Origin of the sequence: Plebeiibacterium sediminum, assembly GCF_026013605.1 — a bacterium.
Classification (GTDB): domain Bacteria; phylum Bacteroidota; class Bacteroidia; order Bacteroidales; family Marinilabiliaceae; genus Saccharicrinis; species Saccharicrinis sediminus.
On sequence record NZ_JAPDPJ010000012.1, the window covers coordinates 22,249 to 48,773 of the forward strand.

At 35.9% G+C, this 26,525-nt stretch carries 12 protein-coding genes; 5 read left to right on the top strand and 7 right to left on the bottom strand.

All coding sequences use genetic code 11. From position 1 onward, the window contains the following. Nucleotides 1-284: 284 nt before the first annotated feature. The 4 genes from OM075_RS07375 to OM075_RS07390 all read left to right on the top strand — a co-directional run bounded on the left by OM075_RS07375 (nt 285) and on the right by OM075_RS07390 (nt 10,321). Complete coding sequence (locus OM075_RS07375) at nt 285-3,878, top strand: TIM-barrel domain-containing protein (protein WP_301189847.1); 3,594 nt, start codon at nt 285-287, stop codon at nt 3,876-3,878. Between the two features lie 62 nt (nt 3,879-3,940). Then, nucleotides 3,941-5,035 carry a glycoside hydrolase family 43 protein gene (locus OM075_RS07380; RefSeq protein ID WP_301189848.1) on the top strand — a complete coding sequence of 365 codons (1,095 nt, stop codon included), beginning with the start codon at nt 3,941-3,943 and terminating at the stop codon, nt 5,033-5,035. 153 nt (nt 5,036-5,188) lie between these two features. Continuing rightward, nucleotides 5,189-9,301 carry a TIM-barrel domain-containing protein gene (locus tag OM075_RS07385; RefSeq protein WP_301189849.1) on the top strand — a complete coding sequence of 1,371 codons (4,113 nt, stop codon included), beginning with the start codon at nt 5,189-5,191 and terminating at the stop codon, nt 9,299-9,301. Between the two features lie 159 nt (nt 9,302-9,460). After that, nucleotides 9,461-10,321, top strand: coding sequence for an outer membrane beta-barrel protein (locus OM075_RS07390; RefSeq protein ID WP_301189850.1), 861 nt, complete (start codon nt 9,461-9,463; stop codon nt 10,319-10,321). Between the two features lie 550 nt (nt 10,322-10,871). On the opposite strand, the gene OM075_RS07395 is transcribed toward OM075_RS07390, so the two are convergent. After that, entirely contained in the window at nt 10,872-12,407 is a 1,536-nt protein-coding gene (locus OM075_RS07395) for an alpha-L-arabinofuranosidase family protein (protein ID WP_301189851.1), read from the bottom strand. Nucleotides 12,408-12,688: 281 nt separating this feature from the next. Between OM075_RS07395 and OM075_RS07400 the strand changes: the two genes are divergently transcribed. Beyond that, nucleotides 12,689-13,099: a bacteriohemerythrin gene (locus OM075_RS07400; protein ID WP_301189852.1), complete on the top strand. Its 411-nt coding sequence runs from the start codon at nt 12,689-12,691 to the stop codon at nt 13,097-13,099. A gap of 147 nt (nt 13,100-13,246) precedes the next feature. Here the strand turns inward: OM075_RS07400 and OM075_RS07405 are convergent, their stop codons facing one another. The 6 genes from OM075_RS07405 to OM075_RS07430 form a co-directional block, all read right to left on the bottom strand. After that, entirely contained in the window at nt 13,247-14,716 is a 1,470-nt protein-coding gene (locus OM075_RS07405; protein WP_301189853.1) for a PA14 domain-containing metallophosphoesterase, read from the bottom strand. A gap of 348 nt (nt 14,717-15,064) precedes the next feature. After that, on the bottom strand, nt 15,065-16,606 hold the full coding sequence (locus OM075_RS07410; protein WP_301189854.1) for an alkaline phosphatase: 1,542 nt from the start codon (nt 16,604-16,606) through the stop codon (nt 15,065-15,067). After that, the gene (locus OM075_RS07415) at nt 16,603-17,397 is read right to left on the bottom strand and encodes a phosphatidylinositol-specific phospholipase C/glycerophosphodiester phosphodiesterase family protein (protein WP_301189855.1); all 795 of its coding nucleotides are present in this window, start codon (nt 17,395-17,397) and stop codon (nt 16,603-16,605) included. Before OM075_RS07415 ends, OM075_RS07410 begins: the two co-directional genes overlap by 4 nt. A 208-nt stretch (nt 17,398-17,605) precedes the next feature. Then, nucleotides 17,606-19,180 (bottom strand): RagB/SusD family nutrient uptake outer membrane protein, encoded by a 1,575-nt coding sequence (locus OM075_RS07420; RefSeq protein ID WP_301189856.1) that lies wholly within the window; start codon nt 19,178-19,180, stop codon nt 17,606-17,608. A 21-nt stretch (nt 19,181-19,201) separates the two neighbouring features. After that, complete coding sequence (locus OM075_RS07425) at nt 19,202-22,258, bottom strand: SusC/RagA family TonB-linked outer membrane protein (protein ID WP_301189857.1); 3,057 nt, start codon at nt 22,256-22,258, stop codon at nt 19,202-19,204. A gap of 337 nt (nt 22,259-22,595) precedes the next feature. Beyond that, nucleotides 22,596-26,483, bottom strand: a complete 3,888-nt coding sequence (locus OM075_RS07430; protein ID WP_301189858.1) for a hybrid sensor histidine kinase/response regulator transcription factor — start codon at nt 26,481-26,483, stop codon at nt 22,596-22,598. Between the last annotated feature and the right edge of the window lie 42 nt (nt 26,484-26,525).

Consider the following 26,525-nt stretch of genomic DNA (forward strand, 5'->3'; position numbering starts at 1 on the left):
AACAAAAATGGGTACGAGTAATTAATCATGTAATATTATTGTAAAAAGAGTTAATTTTCTTCTAATAACAAACCTTTGAGAGAATTTTACAAGAAATTGACAGGAATGCTGCCATCTCCACTATCCCAACCCATCTATATTTGTACTACAACATCATAAAACCAGAATAAGCTTGCTTTCATCTGATACATGCTAATAAACTTTTACACAAGTACAACTTGTAATCTTTAGTGTATTTTAAACCGAAAACATAGCGCGAATTAACATTCTAAAAACAATTAGTAATGACATTTAAACCACTTAAATTAATATTATTCATTTTGCTTGTATGCAGCTTTTCGTTGAAGCTCTTAGGGCAAAATAATCCCAAGGCAGATGATGAGGCAGTCATCATCTCCGGCAATATGAGGTTTACAATCCTCACGCCAGAGATGATTAGAATTGAATGGAACGATGCCAAACAATTTGAAGACAGAGCATCTTTTATTATGGTAAACAGAAAAATGCCTGTACCAAAGTATTCTACGAAAGTAAAAGATGGTTATTTATACATCAGCACCGAAAAACTTGATTTAAAGTATAAGGAAGGAACATATCCACTTACAAATCCGGCCAGTCCTGAAAATCTGAGCATCTCATTTAAAGTGAATGGATCACTTACGCATTGGTATCCTGGCAAAAAGGATCCGCTGAACTTAAAGGGAACCACTCGTACATTGGATAACGCCAAGGGAGATAGCATGCGGGGTGCAATGGAAAATGGAATTCTTTCCCGCTCCGGTTGGGTAGTGATTGATGAAGCACAAACCAATGGCGACACCAGTAAAAGCTTGTTATTCGAGAATCAAGGCGGTGCTTTCGACTGGGTTGCTGAGCGTTCGTTGGGCAATAATATCGATTGGTACTTTATGGGTTACGGTCATGAATACAAAAAGGCTCTTGCTGATTATACTAAAGTTGCAGGGAAAATCCCTATGCCTCCATTGTATTCCTTCGGTTACTGGTATTCTAAATATGAAAGATATACCGAAGACGATTTTAAAGAAATTGTAAACGAAATACACAAACGTGACATACCTATGGATGTTATGGTGGTGGATATGGACTGGCACTATGCAGGACATGAAAAAGATGGCGGCCGTGGTGGCTGGACCGGTTGGACATGGAATAAAAGCTTATTTCCGGATCCTCAGGAATTCCTTAACTGGCTTCATGACAAAAACCTGAATGTTACTTTAAATCTACACCCTGCTGATGGTGTGGCTCCACATGAGGATCATTTTGAAGAATTAGCTGATGACCTTAATCTCCCTAAAGATCAAACCATTAAATGGAATATTGAGAATGAAAATTTTTATCAGAAATTCTTTAAGAATATTTTATACCCACAAGAAGAAATGGGAGTAGATTTTTGGTGGTTAGATTGGCAACAATGGCCTTTAACTCCAGGCGTAAAAGACTTAGGTAATACCTTCTGGTTAAATCATGTTTTCTATAACGATATGAAAACAAACCGACCTGATCGTCGCCCTATGATTTTTCACAGATGGGGAGGTATGGGTAATCACCGCTATCAAATTGGTTTCTCCGGTGATGCCTGGGCAACATTCCCTAGTTTAGCCTTTCAGGTTTATTATAACTCAACAGCTTCAAATGTGGCCTATGGTTACTGGAGTCATGATTTAGGTGGCCATATTCAACCGGGAGATAACAATCCAGAATTATACTTGCGCTGGATTCAGTTTGGAATCTTCTCTCCAATTACCAGAACTCACGCTACCAATGCGGCTCATATCGAAAGAAGAATTTGGAAATACCCGAATTATGAACTAATGAAAGATGCCATTAAGTTCAGATATACAATGATTCCATACATCTATACTTATTCACGTAAAGCATACGATACCGGAATCTCATTATGCCGTCCGTTGTATTATGATTCTCCTGAGGAAAATGAGGCCTACAAACAAGAAACCACTTATATGTTTGGTGATGAAATACTGGTATCTCCAATCGTAACTGCTTCTGAATTTACCAATGGAACTGCTCTAAAAAACATTTGGTTACCTGAAGGCAAGTGGCTTGAAGCAGAAACAGGAACTGTTCTTGAAGGAAATCACAAGTATTTAAGAAGTTTTGCTCAAAGCGAGATCCCATTTTTCTATAAAGAAGGTGCCATCATTCCAAAATACCCTGATGTTAAACATCTGAAAGAAAGACCAGATACTTTAATCATTGATTTTATCCCAGGTAGTGCAGGCTCTTTTTCATACTATGAAGACAATGGTGATAATGATGAGTACAAAGAAGGGAAATACACTACAACTCCAATAACACAGATAACAAACAGTAAACAAGGTGTATATACCATCCATCCGCGCAAAGGTTCTTTTGAGCATATGCCTGATGCAAGACATTATAAACTTGAGCTTTTATCGAAACTTCCGGCTAAACAAGTAATAGTGAATGGTAAGAAGTATTCATATGCAACGCAACCTCAAGTGGGTTATTGGTCGTACGACAGTAAACAACTGGCCATTGTAATCAATACACCTTCTATTTCATGTGATACGAAAATTGAAATTAAAGTGGATTTTGATGAGAATCAGGCTGCGTCAGAGCAATTGTTATCTGGAAAAATGGGTCAGATGAAGCGACTTCAACAATGTAATGATTCGCTTACTCAAAAATTGAACAATAAAATACCTGCCTTATTTACTAAGCTAGTTGAAACAAGCAAGCGTATTGCTACAAATCCTGAAAACACATTACAAGCGCTTCGATTCTTCGAAAATAATCTTGAAGCCTCTTTTAATCAGTTGCTAGAGATTGAAAATGCTCCGGTTAGGGAAATTAATGAATGGAAGAACTTTATTCTGGAAAGCAAAAACACTAAAAAGCAAAGTGATTTTGGCGGCTCAGAAAAAAATGAAGCTATGGGTTATAATGTGGATGGTACAAAGCTATGGATTACGGGGCCTGCGGTACCAGGAGAAACAGCAATATTAACAGAAGATCCTGCACAAGTTGCAGGATTCTTCCGTTACCATGGAAAACTTCAGACGGGTGAGTTTAAAATTATAAACACTCCAACAATACAGGCCGATACAAAATATTATGTACCTGTAATGCTAGATGAAAATGCTATAGGCAACAGTGGCATGAAACTTACTGAAAATGCAGATTTACCTGGTTGGAAAGTAACCATAGCTGATGATTATTATAAGCTCAAAATAAATGCAAAAGCAGAGACGCTTAACGGAGAAATATTTGTGGCAAGAGAGGACTTGTATATTGTTGGTGGAGCTACACAAGTTGGTTGGAATTCGGATAAAGCAATACGCTTAAGAAAGGATTTAAACAACCCTAACCTGTTTATTTTTTCGGGTGTTTTAAAAAATTCAGATTCGGGTGAAGAAAGAAACTCTTTTAAATTACTTGGTCAAAATGATTGGGGACCAGTTTCCTTTCATCCTGCTGTTCAGCATGAATCTATACTGGGTTCAAAGTATATTTATGAAAACCTACCCGGCGACCACAAGTGGACTATTCATCCTTCTAAACAAGGGCATTATGTAATTAAAGTAGATCTTTTTCAGGAAACTATTGAGGCTTACTATTCACTACAAGATCCCAATGAAAAAGATAACGACATTCAATATTCTATTTCTACTAAAAAGGGTAAGGTTTTAATCTGTGCTGATGAAAGTATCGTGTTTGATTCTGCTTGTTTAAAAGACAGTGAATCAAACCAATTGGCTTTAAAGAAAAATCCAAAAACGAAATTCTCTATCGGCAAAAAACTTCAGCCGGGAGAATACTACTTAGAATTAAGCATCAACGATAAACTTCAAACAGAAAAAGTTATCATCGAATAAACATTACAAATGAATTCTTTTCTCTTGTAAGAAAAAGAATCTCTTATTTCAAGAATGTAAATATGAATAAAATAATATTACTAAGCCTAATTGTTCTTTTAAGCACTGCTTGTTCATTCAATAAGAAAAATCAAGCACAATTGAATAATCCAATATCTATTCCGTTGGGCGATCCTTTTATAATACAGGCTTCTGATGGTACGTATTATATGTATGGTACATCGGAAATAAACGGATTTAAGGCCTATTCATCCAAAGACCTTATTAATTGGACTGACAGAGGTGTTATCTACGATAAATCGGATGAAAAAGTATGGGGAAAAGATTGTTTCTGGGCTCCTGAAGTGTACGAAAGAAATGGCAAGTTCTACTTATGGTATAGTGCCAATTGGATGGAAAACCCAACCAATGAAGCTGAAAATTTCCGCATTGGTGTCGCTGTTTCTGACAGTCCCGTAGGTCCGTTTAAAAATATTTATGACCATCCGGTATTTGATCCGGGATATCCCATCATCGATGCCAATATTTACTTTGATGATGAGCATAACAAAACCTACCTGTACTATTCCAGATGCTGTTATAAAAACCCTGTGGAGAGCGATGCTTCAAAATGGGCCCAAAAAAAGGGGTGGTTTAACGAAATTGAAGAGAGTTGGGTTTATGGCGTAGAAATCAAACCTGATTATTCAGATGTTATTGGCGAACCTCAGTTATTACTTCGTCCTCCGGTACATAAAGAGGATCCTCAGTATGAATGGGAAAGTCGCTCTGTTACTAACCATGAGGTGAATCGAAGATGGACTGAAGGATCTTTCATATTTAAAGAGAACGACACTTTTTACATGATGTATTCAGCCAACTACTTTGGAGGTAAAGATTATGCAGTAGGTTATGCAACTGGAAAACATCCGCTTGGTCCCTTTAAAAAGGCATCAAACAATCCGGTTCTGCAAAAGAATACTGAAAATGATGGTATTGTTACCGGTACAGGTCACAATATGGTACTTCATCTGCCCGATCATCAAAAATTATGTGTGTATCATGCAAGAACCAAAGATGGAGGAAACCAACGTATTGTATTTATCGACAAATTAAATATTGATGATGAAGGCATGCTAAAAGTTGACGGTCCTACTGTTGGCAAGGTAACTTACTAAGCAGTTTTATACAGTATTCACATACTTCGGAGTAGAGAATAAATTTACTCCGAAGATTTCACATCAGACCTTTAAATCACCTCAACCAATTATAAATCTAGCTCTTATCTGTTGATTCGTTTTATAAATAAATTCAATAAGACCCAATAAGTAATGAAAATAAAATCACAGTATTTATTATTTCTTGTAGTGTTAATATTAGGATCAGCGCTCCGGTTAAAGGCGCAAAACGATCCTTTAGCCAATGAACAGGCCATTGTTATTTCAGGGAATATGAGGTTTACCATCCTTACTCCGGAAATGATAAGAATTGAATGGAGCGATACCAAACAATTTGAGGATAGAGCATCATTTATTGTTGTAAACAGAAAATTACCAGTACCTGAATATTCTACTGAAGTAATTGATGGTTACTTATACATCCGAACTGAGAAACTGGAATTAAAATATAAAATAGGAACATTTCCGCTAACCAATCCCTTTAATGCTCAAAATATGAGTATCAACTTTTTAGTTAATGGAGCTTCCGGACAATGGTATCCGGGGAAACAAGATCATCTAAACCTGAAAGGAACCATGCGCACACTGGATAATTCCAGTGGTGATAATATGCGAAGTGCCATGGAAGACGGTATTATTTCGCGCTCGGGCTGGGTGGTAATTGATGAAAATAAACACAATGGCGACACCAGTAAAAGCTTACTTTTTGAAAACCAGGGTGGCGCTTTTGACTGGGTGGCAGAACCAATTCCCGGCAACTCCATTGACTGGTATTTTATGTGTTATGGCCACGACTATAAAAAAGCACTTGCCGACTACACCAAAATTGCAGGAAAAATACCTATGCCCCCACTCTATTCTTTTGGCTATTGGTATTCGAAATACGAAAGATACAGTGAAAATGATTTTAAGGAGATCGTGAATGAGATTCAACAAAACGATATTCCTATGGACGTTATGGTGGTTGATATGGACTGGCATTATGCTGGTCATCCTGATGATGGCGGCCGTGGTGGCTGGACTGGCTGGACATGGAATAAAAGCCTTTTTCCTGACCCTCAGGAATTCGTTGACTGGTTGCATAACAAAAACCTGAAAGTAACCTTAAACTTACACCCTGCAGATGGTGTGGCTCCGGATGAAGATCATTTTACAGACCTTGCACAGGATTTGAATTTATCACTAAGTCAAACCATTAAATGGAATATTGAAAACGAAGATTTTTATCAGGCCTTTTTTAAAAACATATTACGTCCGCAAGAACAAATGGGTATTGATTTCTGGTGGCTGGACTGGCAGCAATGGCCTTTAACTCCCGACGTAAACGATTTGGGAAATACCTTTTGGCTGAATCATGTTTTTTACAACGACATGCAAACCAACCGACCAGATCGACGACCTATGATTTTTCATCGTTGGGGAGGCTTGGGAAATCATCGCTACCAGATCGGTTTTTCCGGAGATACCTGGGCTACATTCCCTACGCTGGCCTTTCTAATTTATTTCAACTCAACAGCTTCTAACGTGGCCTATGGTTATTGGAGTCATGATTTAGGCGGACATAACCAACCGGGCGAGAATAATCCGGAACTTTATTTACGATGGATTCAGTTTGGCATCTTCTCTCCGATTACCAGAACTCATGCCACCAACGCATCACACATCGAAAGAAGAATCTGGAAGTATCCAAATTTTGAAACGATGAGAGATGCGATTAAGCAAAGGTATGCTATGATTCCTTATGTTTATACCTATTCCAGAAAAGCTTATGATACAGGAATTTCAATTTGTCGTCCGTTATATTACGACTCACCTGAAGATAATGAAGCCTACAGACAAGAAACATCTTATATGTTTGGTGATGAAATTTTAGTATCGCCCATAGTTACGGCTTCTGATTTTACCATTGGTACTGCATCAAAACATTTTTGGCTTCCGGAAGGAAACTGGATTGAAGCAGAAACTGGATCTGAGCTTGAAGGAAATCAAAAATATACCAGAAGCTTTGCTCAGGATGAAATTCCATTTTTTTACAAAGAAGGGGCTATTATCCCTAAATATCCCGACATCAAACACATGAAACAAAGACCTGATACCCTGATCATAGATTTTATTCCTGGTGAATCCGGTTCATTCTCCTATTATGAAGACAATGGCGATAATGATGAATATAAAAACGGAGCGTTTACAACAACTACAATAACCCAGCATACCAATGCACAACAAGGCACATATTCCATATTTCCTCGCGAAGGTTCATTTGAAAACATGCCTGATTCAAGATATTATAAGTTAGAACTGCTTTCTAAACTTCCTGCAAAACAGGTGCATGTAAATGGTGTAAAATATGCTTACACATCATCTTTAACAGAAGGTAGCTGGACATACGACAGTAAACAACTTGCGATTGTAATCAAAACACCTTCAATCAGCTGTGAATCTAATTTAGAGGTTAAAGTTGATTTTGATGATGCTCAGGCAACCTCTGAAGAATTAATAGCAGGTAAAATGGGACAGCTAAAAAGACTTGAACAATGTAACGATTCGCTGTTATTAAAAATGGGAGAAAACATTCCCGACGAATTTACATCTCTTGTTGAAACAAGTCATCGTATTGCTTTAGATCCGGCAACAACATTATCTGAACTGCAGAATTTTTCAGATAATCTGGAATCATCTTTTGATCTGTTGCTGGAAGTAAATAATGCGCCACAGGAAGAAATTAAAGAGTGGAGAGATTTTATCTTGGACAGTAAGAACATTGCTGAACAAAGCGATTATGGTGGTTCTGAAAAAAATGAAGCTATTGGTTATGATGAAGATGGATCAACCCTGTGGATAACAGGCTCAGCTATTCCTGGTGGAACTGAAATATTAACTGAAGATCCTGCTCAAATTGCGGGTTACTTCAGGTATCATGGGGCACTTCAATCTGGAGAATTTAAGATTATGAATACACCAACCATTCAGTCCAACACCCAGTTTTATGTTCCTTCCACTCAGTATGCAAATGCTGTTGGATACAATCCCATAGAACTAAGCAGTGATGCAAATGCAATGGGTTGGCAGGTAACTATTCCTGACGATTATTATAAAATTCAAATAAGTACTAAACATCAGGCTCTATATGGTGAAATATTCGTTGCACGAGAGGAATTGTATATTGTAGGTGGTGCAACAGAGGCTGGTTGGGACTCTGGTAATGCTATAAAATTGAAAAAAGATGAGAACAATCCTAATCTGTTTATCTTTTCCGGAATTTTACAAAGTGCTGTAACCGGTGGCGACAGAAATATGTTTAAATTCTTAGGTCAAAATGATTGGGGCCCGGTGTCATTTCATTGTGCTACTCAAGGAGAATCCATACTTGATTCCAAATACATTTATCAAAACCTTTCCGGAGATCATAAATGGTCTATTGATCTTTCTAAACAGGGATATTATGTAATTAAGGTGGATTTATTTCAGGAAACCATTGATGCAACTTATACAGATTCCTATTTATATGGTGTTTACATCAATGGAGAGAAATGGGAAGATCTGAATGAAACATATCTTTTAGATTGCAACAACTCCAATGCGCCTTTGAACATACAAATTGAACCTATAATAGGAAGAACTGCTGATACTGAAACTACATTTGAATATACGCCTTCAGAATCAGGATTAAATCAGATTGATTTTACGATCTCATCAAAAAACGGAGTGGATTCGGAACCTTATCAATTAAAAGTAAGCAGACCATTTGCCTTTAATGACTTAGTTACTCAAATGTGGAACAACACACTAACCGTAAATAACAATCCTGAAAATAATGGAGGTTATCATTTTGTGGATTTTGAATGGTACGAGGATAGTAAAACTATCGGAGACAACAAGCAATATTACTCCGCAGGTCCTTTATCAACTGATATGCTTAATGCCAATGCTACTTATATGGTTAAGCTAACAGATATCAATGGGGATAAATTTCAAACATGTCCATCAGCGATAACACTTGAATCGCTCAATACGCCTATGGTATATCCAAATCCTGCTTCATCCGGAGAAAAAATAAATATTGATTTGAATATGGATTATCATCTTAAAACAGCTTTGGATGAATCGGAAACCTTACTTATGATCAGCGATTTAAATGGCCGAACCATTTATAGCAAAGAAATAACTGAAGATAATGCAAGTTTTAAGATTTCAAATCCAGGAGTTTATCTGATACAAATCATTTCAAATAAACACTCCTATTCAACCAAATTGATTGTTGAATAAGATTAGCATCAGGAATTAGCAAACAGATATTTCATTACAGAAAGTAAAGAAAACAACACGCCATAAGAACTAATAATCCCTAGATATCAATCTCATACTCATTGTGAATATCAATTCTTGTGGCAAGTTTTTCTAACATGTAAAACAAATTTTAAACACATGCGACAAAAAATATTATTGGTGATAGCTTTAATTTCCATGAGTCTTCATAGCTATTCTCAAACCAAACATGAAGTTAATTTTAATCTGGGCGCTGCTAGCTCATCTATGAAATTTGATATGGATGATCACGCACAAACCGCTTCGAAAATAGCTCCGGTTTTTGGAATTGGCTATACCTATAAAATCAACACACAATGGGGATTTGTTACAGGACTTGAATTAGCTACCTATAAATCCGAGATTAAGATTAAGGAACTGAAAGACCATTATTTAACTCAGGATAATTATTCAAATGACTTTGTATGGAACCTAAAATTGAATAACTATCAGGAAAACCAGGACGCCTTTTACCTGAATATTCCTTTACAGATTCAGTTTTCTCCTGAGAAATTGAAAAATCTTTACACGAATATCGGTCTCAAAATCGGCATTCCTTTAAGTGGAAAGTTTGAATCAAATAATAATAGTCTGGTAACATCTGGTTATTATCCGGAAACCAATGCTGAATACACGGATTTAAATTTCAGAGGTTTTGGAGAATTTGACGGTAGTACATCAAAGGGAGATATTGATTTTGGAGTAGCCATAATGTTATCTGTGGAATGTGGTAAAAAATGGAAATTATCCAATTCAACGAAACTGTATGCCGGAGGATATCTGGATTATGGTTTGAATAACATATTAAAAACGCAAGGGGCTGGTAAAATAATTGAGTATGATAGAGATAATCCTACCAATTTAAGAAACAACAGCATCAGCGGTAGCGAACACACAAAAGCAGAAACAACTGCTCCAATGGTCAACAATGTTGTACCTCAAAGTATAGGAATAAAAATAAAATTAGGATTTGCTTTATAATTCCCTTAATCAGTTAAATTTACGACTCATTCTAAAGCCTGTAAAACAATCGTTTTGTAGGCTTTTTTATAAAGTAAGGCTAAATGCTTTTCTGATTAAATCTTTTTATATGCCCATAGTATTATATGTATTTAACTTTTTATCAGATGAAGCCAGGATAGTAATTTGATCATCTAAATTCACAAACAAAATGAAGTTAATTTTATTCAAGCATTACTCCTAACTAATATTGATAAATTTCAAATAGATGAAGCGAGCCGATAGAATGCAATTTGCAGCATCAGCGCTTTGAAATAAATACAAAGCTTTAATTTAAGGGCCATAGGTCTGGTATCTTAAGTTTCTATTATGACCAATACCTATACCAATTTAAGACAACAGGGCTACGCCCCTTGATTACAAAAAAAAAGCTATTTGCTACTAGGAAATCAGGCCTAACGGCCCTTTGGAGCATATCCTTATATCATCAACACCAACATTATTATTTCTAATGTACGGCTTTTTACAACACTATTTTAAACTACAGTCTAAAACATGAATTTTAAATTATCTATTTCTTAAACACTATAATATTGATGGACAAAGGTTCTATTTTTATTCCTTTTCTTAATGATACATTTTCCTCAGTAACTGCAACCACGCTTTCCTGACCAATAACATTTTTAGCATCCTCATTTACAGAAGTGATCTGAACAAGCTTCGCATTACTTGCTTTCACGCCTTCTATATTCATATTTGCAGAAACCTTTTTATCACTTCTGTTTACCACAAATACACTAACTTCATTGGTTTTATCATTATAAGTGGATGAAATATCCAACGCTTGCAAATTTTCACCTCCTTCTATAACAGGCATACCTGAAGTTTCTACGGACATGAGTGAGTTGCCCAAGTATTGTCTGAAATACATTAACGGATAATACACTGTTTGTTCAATGGATCCTTTGTCACTGGCTAATATTGCTCCCAACACATTAACCGATTGTGCCCAATTGGCCATGGTTACCGACCCTGCCTGACGGTGAAATACATTTAAGAAAGAAGCTGTGGCTAATGCATGTCGCCATGTATATCTGCAATCCAAATTATATTTTCCGCCACCTGTACTTTCCCAGATTCCCCATTCATCAACAGAGATTTTAATCGCATCCTGACGGGATGGGAAACGATACCATTTTGAGAAGTTTTCCACTTTTTCCGGATATTGAGACAGGTATGAGCTCAATTCTGTTAGTGTAGTATCAAAACTGGCAATCTGACTATAAATAGATAAAGGTTTTCCTTCCACAGTTCCCACATACCAGTGCACTGAAATATAATCTGCAATTGGAGCAAGAGATCCCAATACCACATCATTCCACTCCTTTTTAAAAGGATCTGCTACTGAAAATAATTTTATAGACGGATCGGTAAGCTTCATCATCTTTGCAAAATACCAGGCTTCCTCCGCATATTTTTCAGGATTGGACAAACGACCGGCATCTTCCCATGCAGCTTCCTCATTGCCTAAGCTCCATAGCTTAACATTGTACGGCTCTTCCGAACCATTTTGTCTTCGAAGATTTGCATAATAGGTATTTCCGGTACCATTGCAGTACTCCACCCAATTGGCCGCCTCTTCTGCTGTTCCGGTTCCCATATTTACCACAATACTTGGCTCGGCGCCTATCAGCCTGCAATATTTTATATATTCATCGGTTCCAAAATGGTTATCTTCTACTCCACCCCAAATTAAATTTCTTCTGGCAGGTCTTTCTGAACGCGGTCCAATTCCATCTTCCCAATGATATGTTTTAGTAACAGTACCTCCCGGGTATCTTAAAACCGGAGTTTTTAAGTCCTCCATTTTAATTAGTACATCTTTTCTAAACCCATCCGCATCAGATAGTGGTGAGTTCTCATCAAAAATCCCCCCTGTAATGCTATTATCTAAATACTCTATAAACTGACCATAGAGGTTGGCTGAAACTTCTATATTTTCTTGTGGCTCACGAATATCAATTTGCACTATATCCTGAGCAAATCCTTGTAAAGAATTTGTAAACAAAAGCAAAACAAGCAATCTTAAAACAATTTTCAAATCCATAACGCTACTCTATTTCAATACATTTAAACACTACATCCAACTTATGATGTGCCTTAAAAATATAAAGAACCAATGATTTAGAAGATAAAGCATTTTAAAATGATGGATATATACAAAAAATGCATCCTTTCGTTTATATATAACTTTACTCAACGCTATGATTATATTAACTCATTAAATCACGATATATGTATGATCTTTATGTTAAGATTCATCAACTCTCATTGCACATATCTTCAAATTATATATTTTTGCAGGAATTTCTCTTAATACATATAAAAATGGCTACTATAACCTGGACTGATGAAATACTAAGCGTAAATATTCCTTCTATTGATGATCAACATAAAAAGCTGATTGATTTGATCAATGAATTTTACAGAAACATTAGTATTCAATCTTCTAAAGAGAGCATATTCAAATTAATAAAAGCCTTAAAAGAATATACTGTTTTCCACTTTTCTACGGAAGAAAAGTACATGAAACAATATGGTTTTCCTGAGTATTTAAATCATAAAGAAGAACATGACCGCTTTGTACAAAGGGTTCTTGATTTTGAAGACAGGTATATAAATGGAAAACTGATTCTGACTTTAGAAATTACCAATTTCATTAAAAGCTGGGTAGCCAATCATATTAAGACTACAGACAGAAAGTATAGTGATTTTCTGATTGAGAAAGGAGTCAGATAATCGGGTATTGCAATTCGAATTGATAAGAATACCTGGAATAAAATTTAGGAGGAGAACATATGCAACCAAACGTTTTTGGTTTACGATAATAAACCTCTCCTCCTGTGTGAAAATTAATGGATCGTATTTTTAGTCTTTTTATTTGAATTACTTTTTGCGAAATAGCATTTGTGGTTTTATAAAATCCTTTTTCAGTAGCTGACTTTGAATGCCGACTTTGAGTTCCTGCCCCATGTAATCTTCAAAATAAAGCAGTTTAATCTTATGCTTACCACTGTCCAGGCCTGCATGTCCTTTTCGGGTGCGTGCACTATGTCCGCCATCATTATCTACTACCAACACATCGTCAATAAATAACTGACTGCCATCATCTGACCTCAGATAAAAAGTATATACATCTTTTGCAGGAATATCAATGAATCCCTCAAAAACAAAAGCATAATGATCTTCCTGATCAGCAAGTGACAGGTCAAAATTATTTGCGTTTCCGGATTTTACTTCTTTTAAAGATTCTATTTCATTTACACTACTTACTTCTCCTTTATAATAGGTATAATTAATTCCCTGAACATAGTTTATGTTTTGAGATTGTGCAGGTAAATAATCAGTTATTACTGGTGTATTTTTAGGAAAATGATACCTAAACTCTTTTCTGGATGGAATTGAAATCCAGGAATCAAAAGAAAACTGATGTGGCGTTAAAGTAATTACTCTTGCTCCGTTTCGGTAATCACCATAAGCGTTATTGCCTGAACATCTTCCATATGCTAAAGCTATATCATGCCATTCTCCAATAAAATCGTTATTATGGTCGTGACCGCAAAATACTCCCATAACATCACCATTTAAAGCCATGGCTGCAAACAAGCCCGAATTAATATCAGGAGACGATACTTCCTCACCTACGTGACCTGTTAACTGATCCTTACTTGAATATAGTTCTTTATATTCAGGAATAGGAATATGAAAAAATGCCAATGATGGAACCGGTGTACCGTTGTTCTGTTTAGTATAATTTTCTGATTGCTTTTGATAGGCTTCAACCTGATCCTTTGTAATCCACCCATACTTTCCCGGCTGAAACATTCCGGCATAATCATTAGAGTCAAAAAAGTATAAAACAGCCCCGGTTGCTCCATTGGTAGTACTAACAGGTAATGAAAAATCGGCAAATGTATGGTTTGTTGTACCATTAATATTATAGGGTAAATTGGTAAAACAATCGTACACTGAATTACGAGCCACATTTCCTTCAGAATCATGGTTCCCTAACACCGCTACCCAATTGATTTTTCGGTCACGAACTGGTGCTGTCACCTCTTTCCAACCGCTGGCTAATTCATCTCTATTTTCAAATTCAGACAACACTACATCACCTGTATAAACAACAAGATCAGGCTTTTCTTTATCCAAAACTTCATTCATCATAGTAAGTGTAGCCTTACATCCAGGCTCCTTAGCCGCCCAATGCACATCTGTAAACTGAAGTACTTTAAAGGTTTGATCATTATTAAAATACAATACTTCAGGTTTGCCGTTTTGAGCAAAAGTGCCCTGAGTGATCAGGGCTATACTCAATAAACCAGCTATTTTAAATAATTTCTTTATTCGTAACATATCTATCATTTATTTTAGGAAAATGAATTGTTCTTTAATCCAGAAATCAGGAAAATCGTTTCATAATGAAAACATTAATTTTAAAGAGATAATATTAATGTGCTCAAGCCGCAATGGCTTTTACTTTTTTTCTTCAGTCAAAAAAAGTAAACAAAAAAGTCCGCCGACTACATCACTCGCTTACCCACTATTTTCTTAATTTTGAGACAGAAAGAACTCACTTTGTTCAAACAGCTTTCTGTCTTACCAAAATTAAAGAAAAGTGGGTCCCAAGCTACGTTGCTGATGTCGGAATCCATACTTCAATTGATTCCTCTTTCTTAAAATGAAATCCTTTTTACTAAAAAACTACTCCAGTTTATATTTTTTGTAATCATGCTTTGCATAAAAAAGCATTTCAGCTTCTTCGGTGTTTAATTTAATGCCTGCATGTTTTAATAGATTATTTTGTAATTCGGCAGCATTTTCAGATATACTTAGTATGGATGAAATGGTTTTATCCTGTCCTTCCAACTCTTTAAGGAACTGTTCATAAAACAATGGATAGGTATGGTTGGTATAAGTATCACCTGAGGGTAATTGAAAGCTTTCGCCCTGATCTTTCTCAACATCTTTGTAGGCAATTTCTAATCCACCGGTTTCATGATCTGCAGTAAATATAAGTAGTGTATGTTTCGGATCTTTATGATATCGTGCATAAGCTACTTCTAGTATATTATTCATCTCTTCCACCGCTTTATAAACCGATACCATATCATTATCATGAGCTTCCCAATCAATACGTGCACACTCAATCATAGTAAAGGATGGCTGCTTTTGTCTTGAAGTAACCTTCATGGCTTTATCAGCTAACTGAGAAATAGTTGGAAAAGTTTGATTGGCACGATACTCAACAGCTGGTTTCAAACCTCCTCCATCAAATAATCCTACAATTCTATTGGCACTACAATTTTTCAATTCCTGCACAGTAAAACACAGCTGATAGCCTTGTTCCTCAAATATCTTAAAGAGATTCAGATTGTCATTTCGTGAAGAGGTAAATTCTGGATAATCGGTACCAGTGTAATAATCTGAAAAACTCGAGTTTTGCGGTATAAATTGACCAGCTCCTCCACCTAAAATTAAATCTACTTTATTACTTTGAGCCAACTGAAGTGCAATATCCGATTCTAAATCTCTATTTACCGAATGCGCATAAAAAGCTGCAGGTGTTGCATCTGTAATTCCAGCATCACTAACTACGGCTGTATAATAACCACTTTGTTTGGCACAATCTAAAGCACTCAATAACGGATTTCCATTAGGATCAACACCTACCATATTCATCATTGTTTTTGTTCCTGATGCAATGGCTGTTCCTGATGCTGCAGAACCGGTGACAACGCCCCTAGCCGTACCTGTGTGCATATATCCACAAGATCCTTCCGACATGATTTTTTCAAAGTAGGTCTGTTTCTTATTATTTTCTGCGTATCGTTTATAAATGGGTAAAGCCATATGCATATTTCCCATTCCGTCGCCAATAACCAATACTACATTAATTCCATCAGAAACCGCTGATTTTAAAACACGTCCCAATGAATCATTTTGAATAATACCCTGTAATTTGCGTGTATATTTAGCAGGACCAACAGAACCTAACGGTACCGGTGCAGCTGTATGATAGGTAGTACCCCAAAGCACCTGATTTTTTTCGCTCTCCATGCGGTTCAGTAAAACATGTGCCAAAGATCTTTTATACCAATACTTAGACTCATAACCTATGAGTGAATTGTGCAATTCTTGCTCCTGCTCTTGCTCTTTCTCTATTTTTGAATTACAGGCCATAAAGAAGATTGCCATACAACCTGTAAAAAAATAAATAATCTGTTTTTTATTTATATGAATCATTTTTTATACTCCTTTCTAAAATCATTATACTCCTTTGGATTATCGGTACCAATTAGGTCTACACCTGCATCTGATAGTAATTTCCAATAGATTATGGCTATTTCCCCTTCTCCCGGAGTGCCCCAAAAACGAAGCATTATATTTTTTTGATGACATTGAACTACAAATTGCTGAAGCTGTTTCAGCTCAGTATCAGATATATCATCAACCCCATTCCATTTAAAGTAATCATTCCAATCTGCACTTAATAATGGAGTTAACCCTGCATCAACATCTTGTTCTAAATCATTCAGGTTTCCATCGATAAAGGCATATCGATGCTGTTCTTTTTTTAATATTTCAAAAGGCCTGTCTCCACTAATAATAATTGTTACTGCTCTTTGCTCAATAAGTCCATCTTTATAAACAGATAACATTGTTTCATAAGGTTGACTTATTTTTTTTAGTAAGCGATAAGTATTTATACCATCAGCCTTAAAATCAACTAGAAGAATTATAGGTTGAAAATGATCACCCTGTTGTTGTACTTCTTTAAACAATGGTTTTAAATAGAGATTTTCCAGTGTATTCTGTGCTTTTAATTCCTTTTTCTCATGCCCTACAAGGAGTTGATCACCAACCATAAAAACATCAGCTTCGATGCTAACCATCCCATTTTCTAAGGCTGTTTGTAATGGGTATTCCTGGTGATAATCATTATGAGAGTGTCCTCCTTTAAACATTAAATCCTGTGCGAATGATGTTAACTGTACAAGGCACAATAGCAATGTAAATCCCAACTGTAAATTCATGTTTATATTACTTAGAATATTGATAAAGTTGATTAGATATGTATATATGAGATCCCGGATGGAATTCCAATCTCACAATTGATCAAAAAAAGACCATGGTTCCCTGCATGCGGAAACAGGATTTGAACCATGGTTTCTTTTGATAATTATTAATAACCTGAGTTCGATTAAAATTTTATGTCGAACTCAGGTTAATAAATAGTATTGACTACCAACCTTTGTTTTGTTCTATTCCTGAACTTTTAATCACTTCATTAGGGATAATCCAAACGTTATGAATTTCAGGATCGTAATTACGTGCAGGCCAAATTTCCTCTACGGTATAATCTGAATCCGGATTGGTTTTATCGCTGTGAATTCTACCATGTAAAGGCTGACTATAAACATCTTTTGCATCTCCCCAACGAACCAAGTCACGATGACGGTTTGCAAATTCTCCAGCCAATTCAACTCTACGCTCGTGTTTCAAATCTACCAGAGTACAGTTTGTTTTAGCTGCCAAACCAGCTCTGTTTCTTACCATATTAATCTCTGCATCACCACTTTCTCCCATCATGATTTTTGCCTCTGCTTCCATTAATAACACTTCAGCATATCTTAAAAGTGGCATATCATACACTGTATATAGCGCATCACCATTAGCATTAATTAAGCCATTGCCAATAGGATCATCATACGAATAAATATCCATGTATTTGTTAAACTGGAAACCAGACAATGAGTTGGTAGAATAATATCTTCTGTTTTCGCCCCAAAACTGGAACTCATCACCAAAATTAAGGATTGTAGCAGATCTACGGTAGTCACCAGCTTCGAACTCATTATAAAGCTCTTCTGTTGGCATAAAATAGCCCCAACCATTATAAACTCCCCAACCTTTGTTTTCAAGCATTACACCTTGAAGTTTACTTCCTCTGTCGATACCTCCTACAACACTCCAGATATATTCCGATCCAAAATCGTTGGTATATTTAAAAACACTTCTGTAATCCTCAGCAGGATTATCTGTGTCAATTAAAGCACGTCCAGATCCTGAATTAGTTACTTTATCGCAATATTCAACTACTTTTGCCCATTTACTGGCATCATACTGAGCCCAGTATAAATATGTTTTTGCAATGTAAGCATAACAAGCATCTTTATGAGCTCTTCCGTAATCATCAGAAGAATAAGTAGTGTATAGAGGAAGCAATGCTGCTGCTTTTTCTAAATCTTCTACAATTTGGGCATAGTTGTCAGTAACACTTGCTGGTCGTATAAAAGAATTGGCTTTATAGTTTTCCTCTGTAATAATTGGCACACCACCACTCACATCGTTTCCGTATGTAGAAGCCACCCAGAAATAATGGAAACCTCTCATGAAATAAGCCTCTCCCAAATAACGATCCTTTAGAGACGCATCAATATTCATATCTGAAACATTAGACAACACATCATTAGCCCTGCGAATAATCTTATAACATTGAGGGTACATCCAGCTTGCATAACCTTCATCACCTGTCATGTTAAAATTCTTAATGTTTTCAGGAACTGACTTTGGACGACCTGTAACCATATCATCACTGGCATTAATATACCACATAAATCCACGGGAAAACATATCCTCATCACCCATATAGTAGTACATAGAGTTTACTGCATACTCTGCATCTGTAGCAGTTTGGTAATAGTTGGCTTCACCGGCAGCTCCCTGAGGAGTTCTTTCAAGAAAGTCTTCGGAACAAGATGCTGATAAAACAGCCAGCGCTACTAATAACTTAGTTTTTATATTATTAAAATTCATGATAAATCTGATTTTGAAAAATTAAAATTTAAGAGAAACACCTGCTGAGAATGTTCTGGCTACAGGATATTTACCCATATCCATACCAATACCACCTACTTCAGGATCGATACCTGAATAATCGGTTAGTGTGAATAGGTTTTCAGCTGAAACATAGACTCTTAATGAAGAACCCTGAAGCACTCTGTTCATTAATGTTTCCGGGATGTTATACCCAATTGTTAAGTTTTTCATGCGTAAGTATGATCCGTCTTCTAAATACCAGTCTGAAGCAGTTTCGAAGTTTTGGTTTGGATCATTTAATCTTAATAATGGAATATTTGAGTTTGAGTTTGTTGTACTCCATGCATTTAACACTCTGTTGTCAAGGTTATAACCTTGCTGAGCAGCATTGTAAGTAGTAAACTTCATGGCATTAAAGATTTTTGATCCGCTTACGCCCTGGAATACCATTGAGATATCAAAATTCTTATATTTTCCACTTAGATTAATACCATAAGTAAAATCAGGGAACGCACTTCCTTTAAAAGTTCTGTCTTCATTATCAATTACCCCATCGTTATTTTGATCAATAAACTTAAGGTCTCCTGGTTGTGCATTAGGCTGAATCAAATTACCTTCATGTGTATAACTGTCAATTTCTTGCTGAGATTTGAAAGTTCCTGCACTGGAAATTAAATAGTAAGAATATAACTCTTTACCAACAATTGAACGATATGGATATAGTGTTCCGCGAGCATTTGTGCTATGTGCAATGTATTCTGTATTGAAGTTTTTAAGGTTTTTCAGTTCATTTTTAACCGAAGAAACATTTCCATTTACAGCATACTGAAAATCTCCTACTTTGCCTTTATACGTCAAAGCCAATTCAAAACCTTTATTTTCAACCATACCGCCATTTACATCAGCACCATCATTGATACCGCTATGGCTATCCACTTCTGTCTGCATAATCATATCCTGTGTTTTTTTCACAAAATAGTCTGCAGTTAATTCAACTTTTCCACGTAAAAATGAAGCATCAACACCAAAATCTGTAGATTCTGAAGATTCCCATGTTAAATCTGTATTCGAATTTTTTCGTACGTAATATCCTTGTACTCTTTGGGCATCGCCAGCTCCCATTGTAGGATCCTGAGAAGACATAGGTACATTATATGCGTAATAATAAGCTGAATTGATATTACCAATTTTACCCCAGGATGCTCTTAATTTTAACATGTTTAACCATGAAACATTCTTAAGGAAAGATTCTTCTGAAATTTTCCATCCTCCTGATACAGCAGGAAAAACATCACTGTTGTTATCTTTATGTAAGCGAGATGATGCATCACTACGCACACTTGCTGTTACAAAATATTTACCGTTAAAGTCATAACGAGCACGACCAATTAATGAAGTTAAGGCATCTTCGTATGCATCACTTTCATAATTATCAATTTGTCCGGCATTAGCCAAATATTGATACCAGCTTTCTTCTCTGGCAAAATGACTTCCTTCAATATAATTATACTCGTATTTAGACAATTGACTTGAGTACACTCCTGTTAAATCAATATGGTGCTTTCCAAAATCTTTATTGTAAGTAATTTGATTATCCCAAACCCATTTGTTACGGTTTGCCCAGCTTTGATATAAATAATTCATTTCAGATGGACGACCATTTTCCGGACGCATAGGTTGAAATTGCTTGTAATCGTTTTTGTTTTGGGTTAAAGCAAAAGCTGTTTTAAACTGAAGACCATCAATAATTTCCCATTGTCCGTAAACATTAGCATTTATGTTTGTAATAGGATTTTTTGTGGTTGGACGTAACAATAAAGCAACAGGGTTATATACATCACCATAAGCACCTGCATAATCAGAACCTTCAGGAGCTACACCATGAAAAGTACCATCTTCCTGGTAAACAGGAGCTGCCGAAGGCATATACATGGCATTGATAATTACACCTGAATAACCAGAGCTTGTGTTTGAACCGATCGCTTCTTCATGTGTGATATAAGTATTTTGTCCGATAGTAATACGGTCTGATACATGAAAATCGGTTTTTACACGCATTCCTAATCTTTCTGAAGAAGTACCCAATAGTAGTCCTTCTTTATCCTGATAATTTACAGATGCACTATAGGTTACCTTTTCTGTTCCTCCGTAAATTCTTCCGTTTAGGTTATTTACTGAAGCTGTTCTGAAGATTTCATCAATCCAGTTAGTTCTTGTGGTAGTACCCCAAGGGTTTAAATTAGCGTTATGCGCATCATATCGATCCATACCACTATTGTCAGCTGCGGTATTATATGCAGCACTTTGTTGCTGAGCAGTTAAAGGTGTAGGTAAGTTGGTTGCATCCTGAATTCCTGTAAATGCATCAATATCCACTTTTAGTTTTCCTGTTTTACCACTTTTTGTGGTTACAACAATTACACCTGATCCGGCTTGTGCACCATAAATAGCAGCTGCTGAAGCATCTTTTAATACATCAATACTTTCAATATCATTTGGGTTAATCGTACCACCATCATATGGCATACCATCAACAATCCATAAAACATTTTCGCTTCCATTGTTAATGGTACCCATACCCCTAATCGTAATTTTAGGCATACTTGCCGGGTCACCACCCTCATTTACTACAGTTACTCCGGCAATATTACCTTGAAGGAAACTTTCAGCATTTGAAACCGGACGACTTGAAATTTGCTCTACATTAGTTGCTGATGCAACAACGTTTGTCAGGTCTCCTTTTTTTGAGGTTCCGTAACCAATAACAACTACATCATTTAAAGCAGTAAATTCATCATACATTTGTATTTGAAAATCCTGACTCTGATTAAAACTTTTCTCAACGCTTGTCATACCAATAAATGAGAATAACAATACGCCTTCTTCCTGCTCACTTAGTAAGGTGAAATTTCCATCAACATCAGTAATCGTTCCGTTTGTAGTTCCTTTTACTACAATACTGGCCCCAACTATAGGGTAATCATCGGCATCGGTTACCCTACCTGTTAACTTGGTTTGTGCAAAGCTCATTGAGGTAAGCAAAACTGATAGAAATAAAAAAAATAGTTTTTTCATTTTTTGTCTTAATTAATTTTGTTTTCAAATTACATAGCCACTTATTTTTATTTATTATTACTCTGGTACCTGAGAGCTGATAATAAATAAGTAAATGGTTTATAATTGTTCCATTTGACTTTTAAAACTTTGATGCTAATGTATTTTGAGAATGCTTTAATACGGGTGGATAATATTTACAGAATGATGGATAATTCTTACAAAACGGTGAAATTTCCACCTTTTTTTCGCACATTTTTTGCAATAATATTGAGCTAACATTGCAGTAAAAATGAGGTAATCCATAACCTTATCCACACTAACCGTTTTTAATTGCTTCAAGAGGATAAAATAAAACCTACTCAACTTCATTATTTATTACCTCTTTTCGGTAAGTAGCAGGACTAATGCCATTTTCTTTAGTAAAACATCTGCTAAAATATTTTGGATCATTAAAACCAACCATAAAACTTACCTCATTCACCGTGAAGTTGCCTTTGTTTAAAAGCATTCTGGCTTTTTTAATACGAGTAGTTCTAATCAACTCATTTGGGGTTGATTGCATGTTTTCTTTTACCTTACGGTACAATTGCATCTGACTTACGCCTAGCTTATTGGCCAAAACAGTTTGATTAAACTCAGAGTTACCAATTTCCTCATCTATAATATTCCCTATTTTCTTTACTAATTTTTCATCAAAAGAGGTTTCATTCTTATCCTTTGGTTCAATCATAGCATTTACTTCAACCGATTTCTGTATCTGTTCACTTCGGTGTATCAAATTCTCTATTTTCAGGAATAACAAATCAGGCTCAAATGGTTTGGAAATATATTCATCTACGCCGGCAGCATAACCCTCTTTTTGGTTTTCAAGCTGTTTCATTGCTGTTAACAGCACAAATGGAATTTGGTGCAGACCGCTTTTACTCTTTACGTATTTACATAAAGCTATACCATCCATCTCATTCATCATCCAATCCGAAATAATTACACTAAATGATTTGTTCTTTTTAAGGATCTTAATGGCCTGCTTTCCATTTTCTGCCACTACAACATGATATTTTTTGCCAATAAGTTCGGCCAGATACAACTGCAGTTCAATATGATCTTCAACTATTAAAATACTTCTTCGGTTGTCGTTATTTATGGTATCTGTTTCAACCTGCTCTTCTTCTTCATTATCAATAGTATCCACAGCAGCTATCATAGGCTGACTCAATGAAAAAGTCATAGAAAATTTAGAACCTTCGCCCTGTTTACTGTCAACAGTTATATTTCCTTCTAAAAGTTTTACAAAGTCTTTAACCATTGAAAGACCAATACCACTGCCCTTTTTTTCATCTGATTTATTGACCTGATAATACCGTTCAAAAATAGAATCCAGTCTGTCCTCCGAAATTCCAATTCCATTGTCGGATATTTCAATGGTAAAGGATGATTCTTCAATTTTCAAATCACAATCTATTACTCCATTATCGCCGGTAAACTTGGTGGCATTGGCCAAAAGGTTATAAATGATTTGTTGCAGTTTGTCATGATCGAACAAACAATGGTAAGTAGTATGCGAGGTTTTAAATCGTAGCTCCTGCTTATTAACCGCAGCCTGATCTTTAAACGAATCCACAACGCCTTTACAAACTTCCACCAAATCGCCATGCGTATTAATCCGTTGTATTCCCCCGATTTCAAGCTTCTTTTTATCCAGAATTTGATCCAACAGTTGGGTAATGTAATTTACATTGTGCATCATCCGCTCCAGCTTGTCTGAAACCTCTGCATCAATGGATTTATCGTGAATAAGTTCGGCCAGCGGACCATAAATCAGTGACAGTGGAGTACGTATATCATGAGATACATTTGTAAAGAACTTTTGCTTCAACAAATTGGCCTCTTCATATTTCTTATACATTTCTATTAATTGCTCATTTTGAGCCAATATTTGATCTCGCTGAGCCGCAACCTTTTTACTTTTCTCTTCCAACTCAGCATTGGATTTTTGCAAATCAATCTTTTGCTTATTTATTTTGGCTGTTCTATGATCGATTAGTTCCTGCAACTGACTGTTTTTTTTCTTGATATGTTTGAAACGAAGACGTACAAAAACAACTATAGACAAGGCCAGCACCACAATACAAACCAGATAAAAATAAAAGTTTAGCCAAAATGGAGGAGAAACTTCAAAACTTAATACTTCCTTTTCTGTGGTCCATTGATGATCTGCGTTACGGGCCTTAACCACAAAACTGTAATTTCCGGGAGGTAACTGATTATACTGTACGTGAATATTTGATTTATTGGTACTTTTAAACTCCTTTTCATAAGGAAATAAACACCATGACATGGCTGTTTTTCCCTGCTCGTTAATTAAAACAGAGTTTATTTCCAGATCAATATTTTTGGTGAAAGAAGAAAAAACATTGGAGGTATTATCATTTACGGCTATTTCCTTGTTGTGATTGATAACACAATTACTTAAATAAACTTCAGGAAGCTTTTTATTGGTTCTGATATCTGCCGGATCGAAATAAATACAGCCTCCTTTTCCTCCAAAATAAAGATTTCCAAAACGATCCTGAAACCCTGCTCCTTCAGCATAGTCATTAAGTTTAAAACCATCCCTGGCATCGTATATTCTAATGTTATTAAATACAGGAATATATTTAACCAGACAGGTTGATGTACTAAACCACAAAGCATCTTTTGAGTCCCAGTACATTTTATAAATCAATGTAGTAGGTAACTTTTCATTTATCTCCGGTAATAAATCTACTTTTCCGTTGGTGTTTATTTGGTTTACCCCACCAAAGGTTCCCAACCATATGTTACCTCTTTTATCTTCGCAAATATCAAATATGCTATTGCTGGATAAGCAAAACTCATTTTTACCCTCTTCAGTATAATGTTGTATCACTTTTTGGGCATGTACATCCAGCTTAAAAACACCGGAGGTTTCTGTTCCTACCCATAAATACCCTTTTTTATCAAAATGCAGCTTCCTGACGTGTGTACCTGTCAATAAAAGTATGGAATCCAAATCCACAATCTGCTGTGTTTTAGCATCTAAATATTCAATACCTCCCCAGGCTCCAAAAAATATATTTTTATGCTCATCTTCAACAATACTATACACGCGTTTATGATTTAAGGTATAGTACTTTGGGTGCTTACCTTCTTTATCCAGGCGACAGACACCTCCATAACTTCCTATCCATATCAACCCGTTTGAATCCTGATAAATATTACGTATCCAATCCCAATCGTTCCCTTCCGTTTTTGAAAATGAAAACTGCTGCACTTCATCATCTTTAAAGGCAAGCACTCCCTTATCGTAGGTCCCTATCCAAATAGTTCCTGAGTGATCTTTTATAATTGATCGTACAGTACTGCTATTCTCATCATTTTCTGAAGCTCTGATAAAACCAATATCATCGGCCAAAGTATGCATATTTCGCCCCAGACTAACACCATAATCTTTAGTGCCTACCCAAAGATTATGCTCCCGGTCAATAAAAGAACAATACACTTCATTGGATGCAATTTGCTGCTTATTAATCAGCTGCTTACTAAAATTAATAGGCTTCCCTTTTACGGAATCATTTATAATCCAAAGACCGGAATTGAGGGTTTCTATTAAAATCTTGTTTTGCTCAGGCAGCACATTAACCTGATGCACCTTAACATTAGGGTGTGTTTTTATAAACTGGGTCTCAATAGAATCAATGAGTGATTGATTTTGGTTTAAAAAGCTGATCTCTTCTGACGGAGGAACAATTCTTTTAAATGAATCATCCGTTTTATCATAATTGAAATATAAAGAATCTTGCTGTACTACAACACCTTGATTTACCCCTTTAAATAGATCTACACTTATAGCCTGTGCCCCATCTTGAATAGTATAGATCTTACAATCCCCTTTGTCGTTCAGTATCCTGACCAACTGATTATTTTCATATAAAACCCACTTATAGTTATGGTTATCAATAACTATTTTTGTAGCCTGACCCTTGGGGAGATTTTCTTTTTTATCGCTAGGTTCATATCGTATTACCTCAAAGCTTTTTCCATCATAAATGGAAAGACCATCATAAGTTGCAAACCAAATCCTCCCTTGTTTATCTTGATCAATACTTAAAACCGTATTATTCGATAAACCATCTGTTGTAGATATCTGATTAAAAATGTACTCATCCTGAGCAAATACATTTAAAACAACCACACTAATCAACATAGAAAACAAATATCTCATCGTAAATAATTTTAGCCCGCTAAATTAAAGCTAGAATTCACC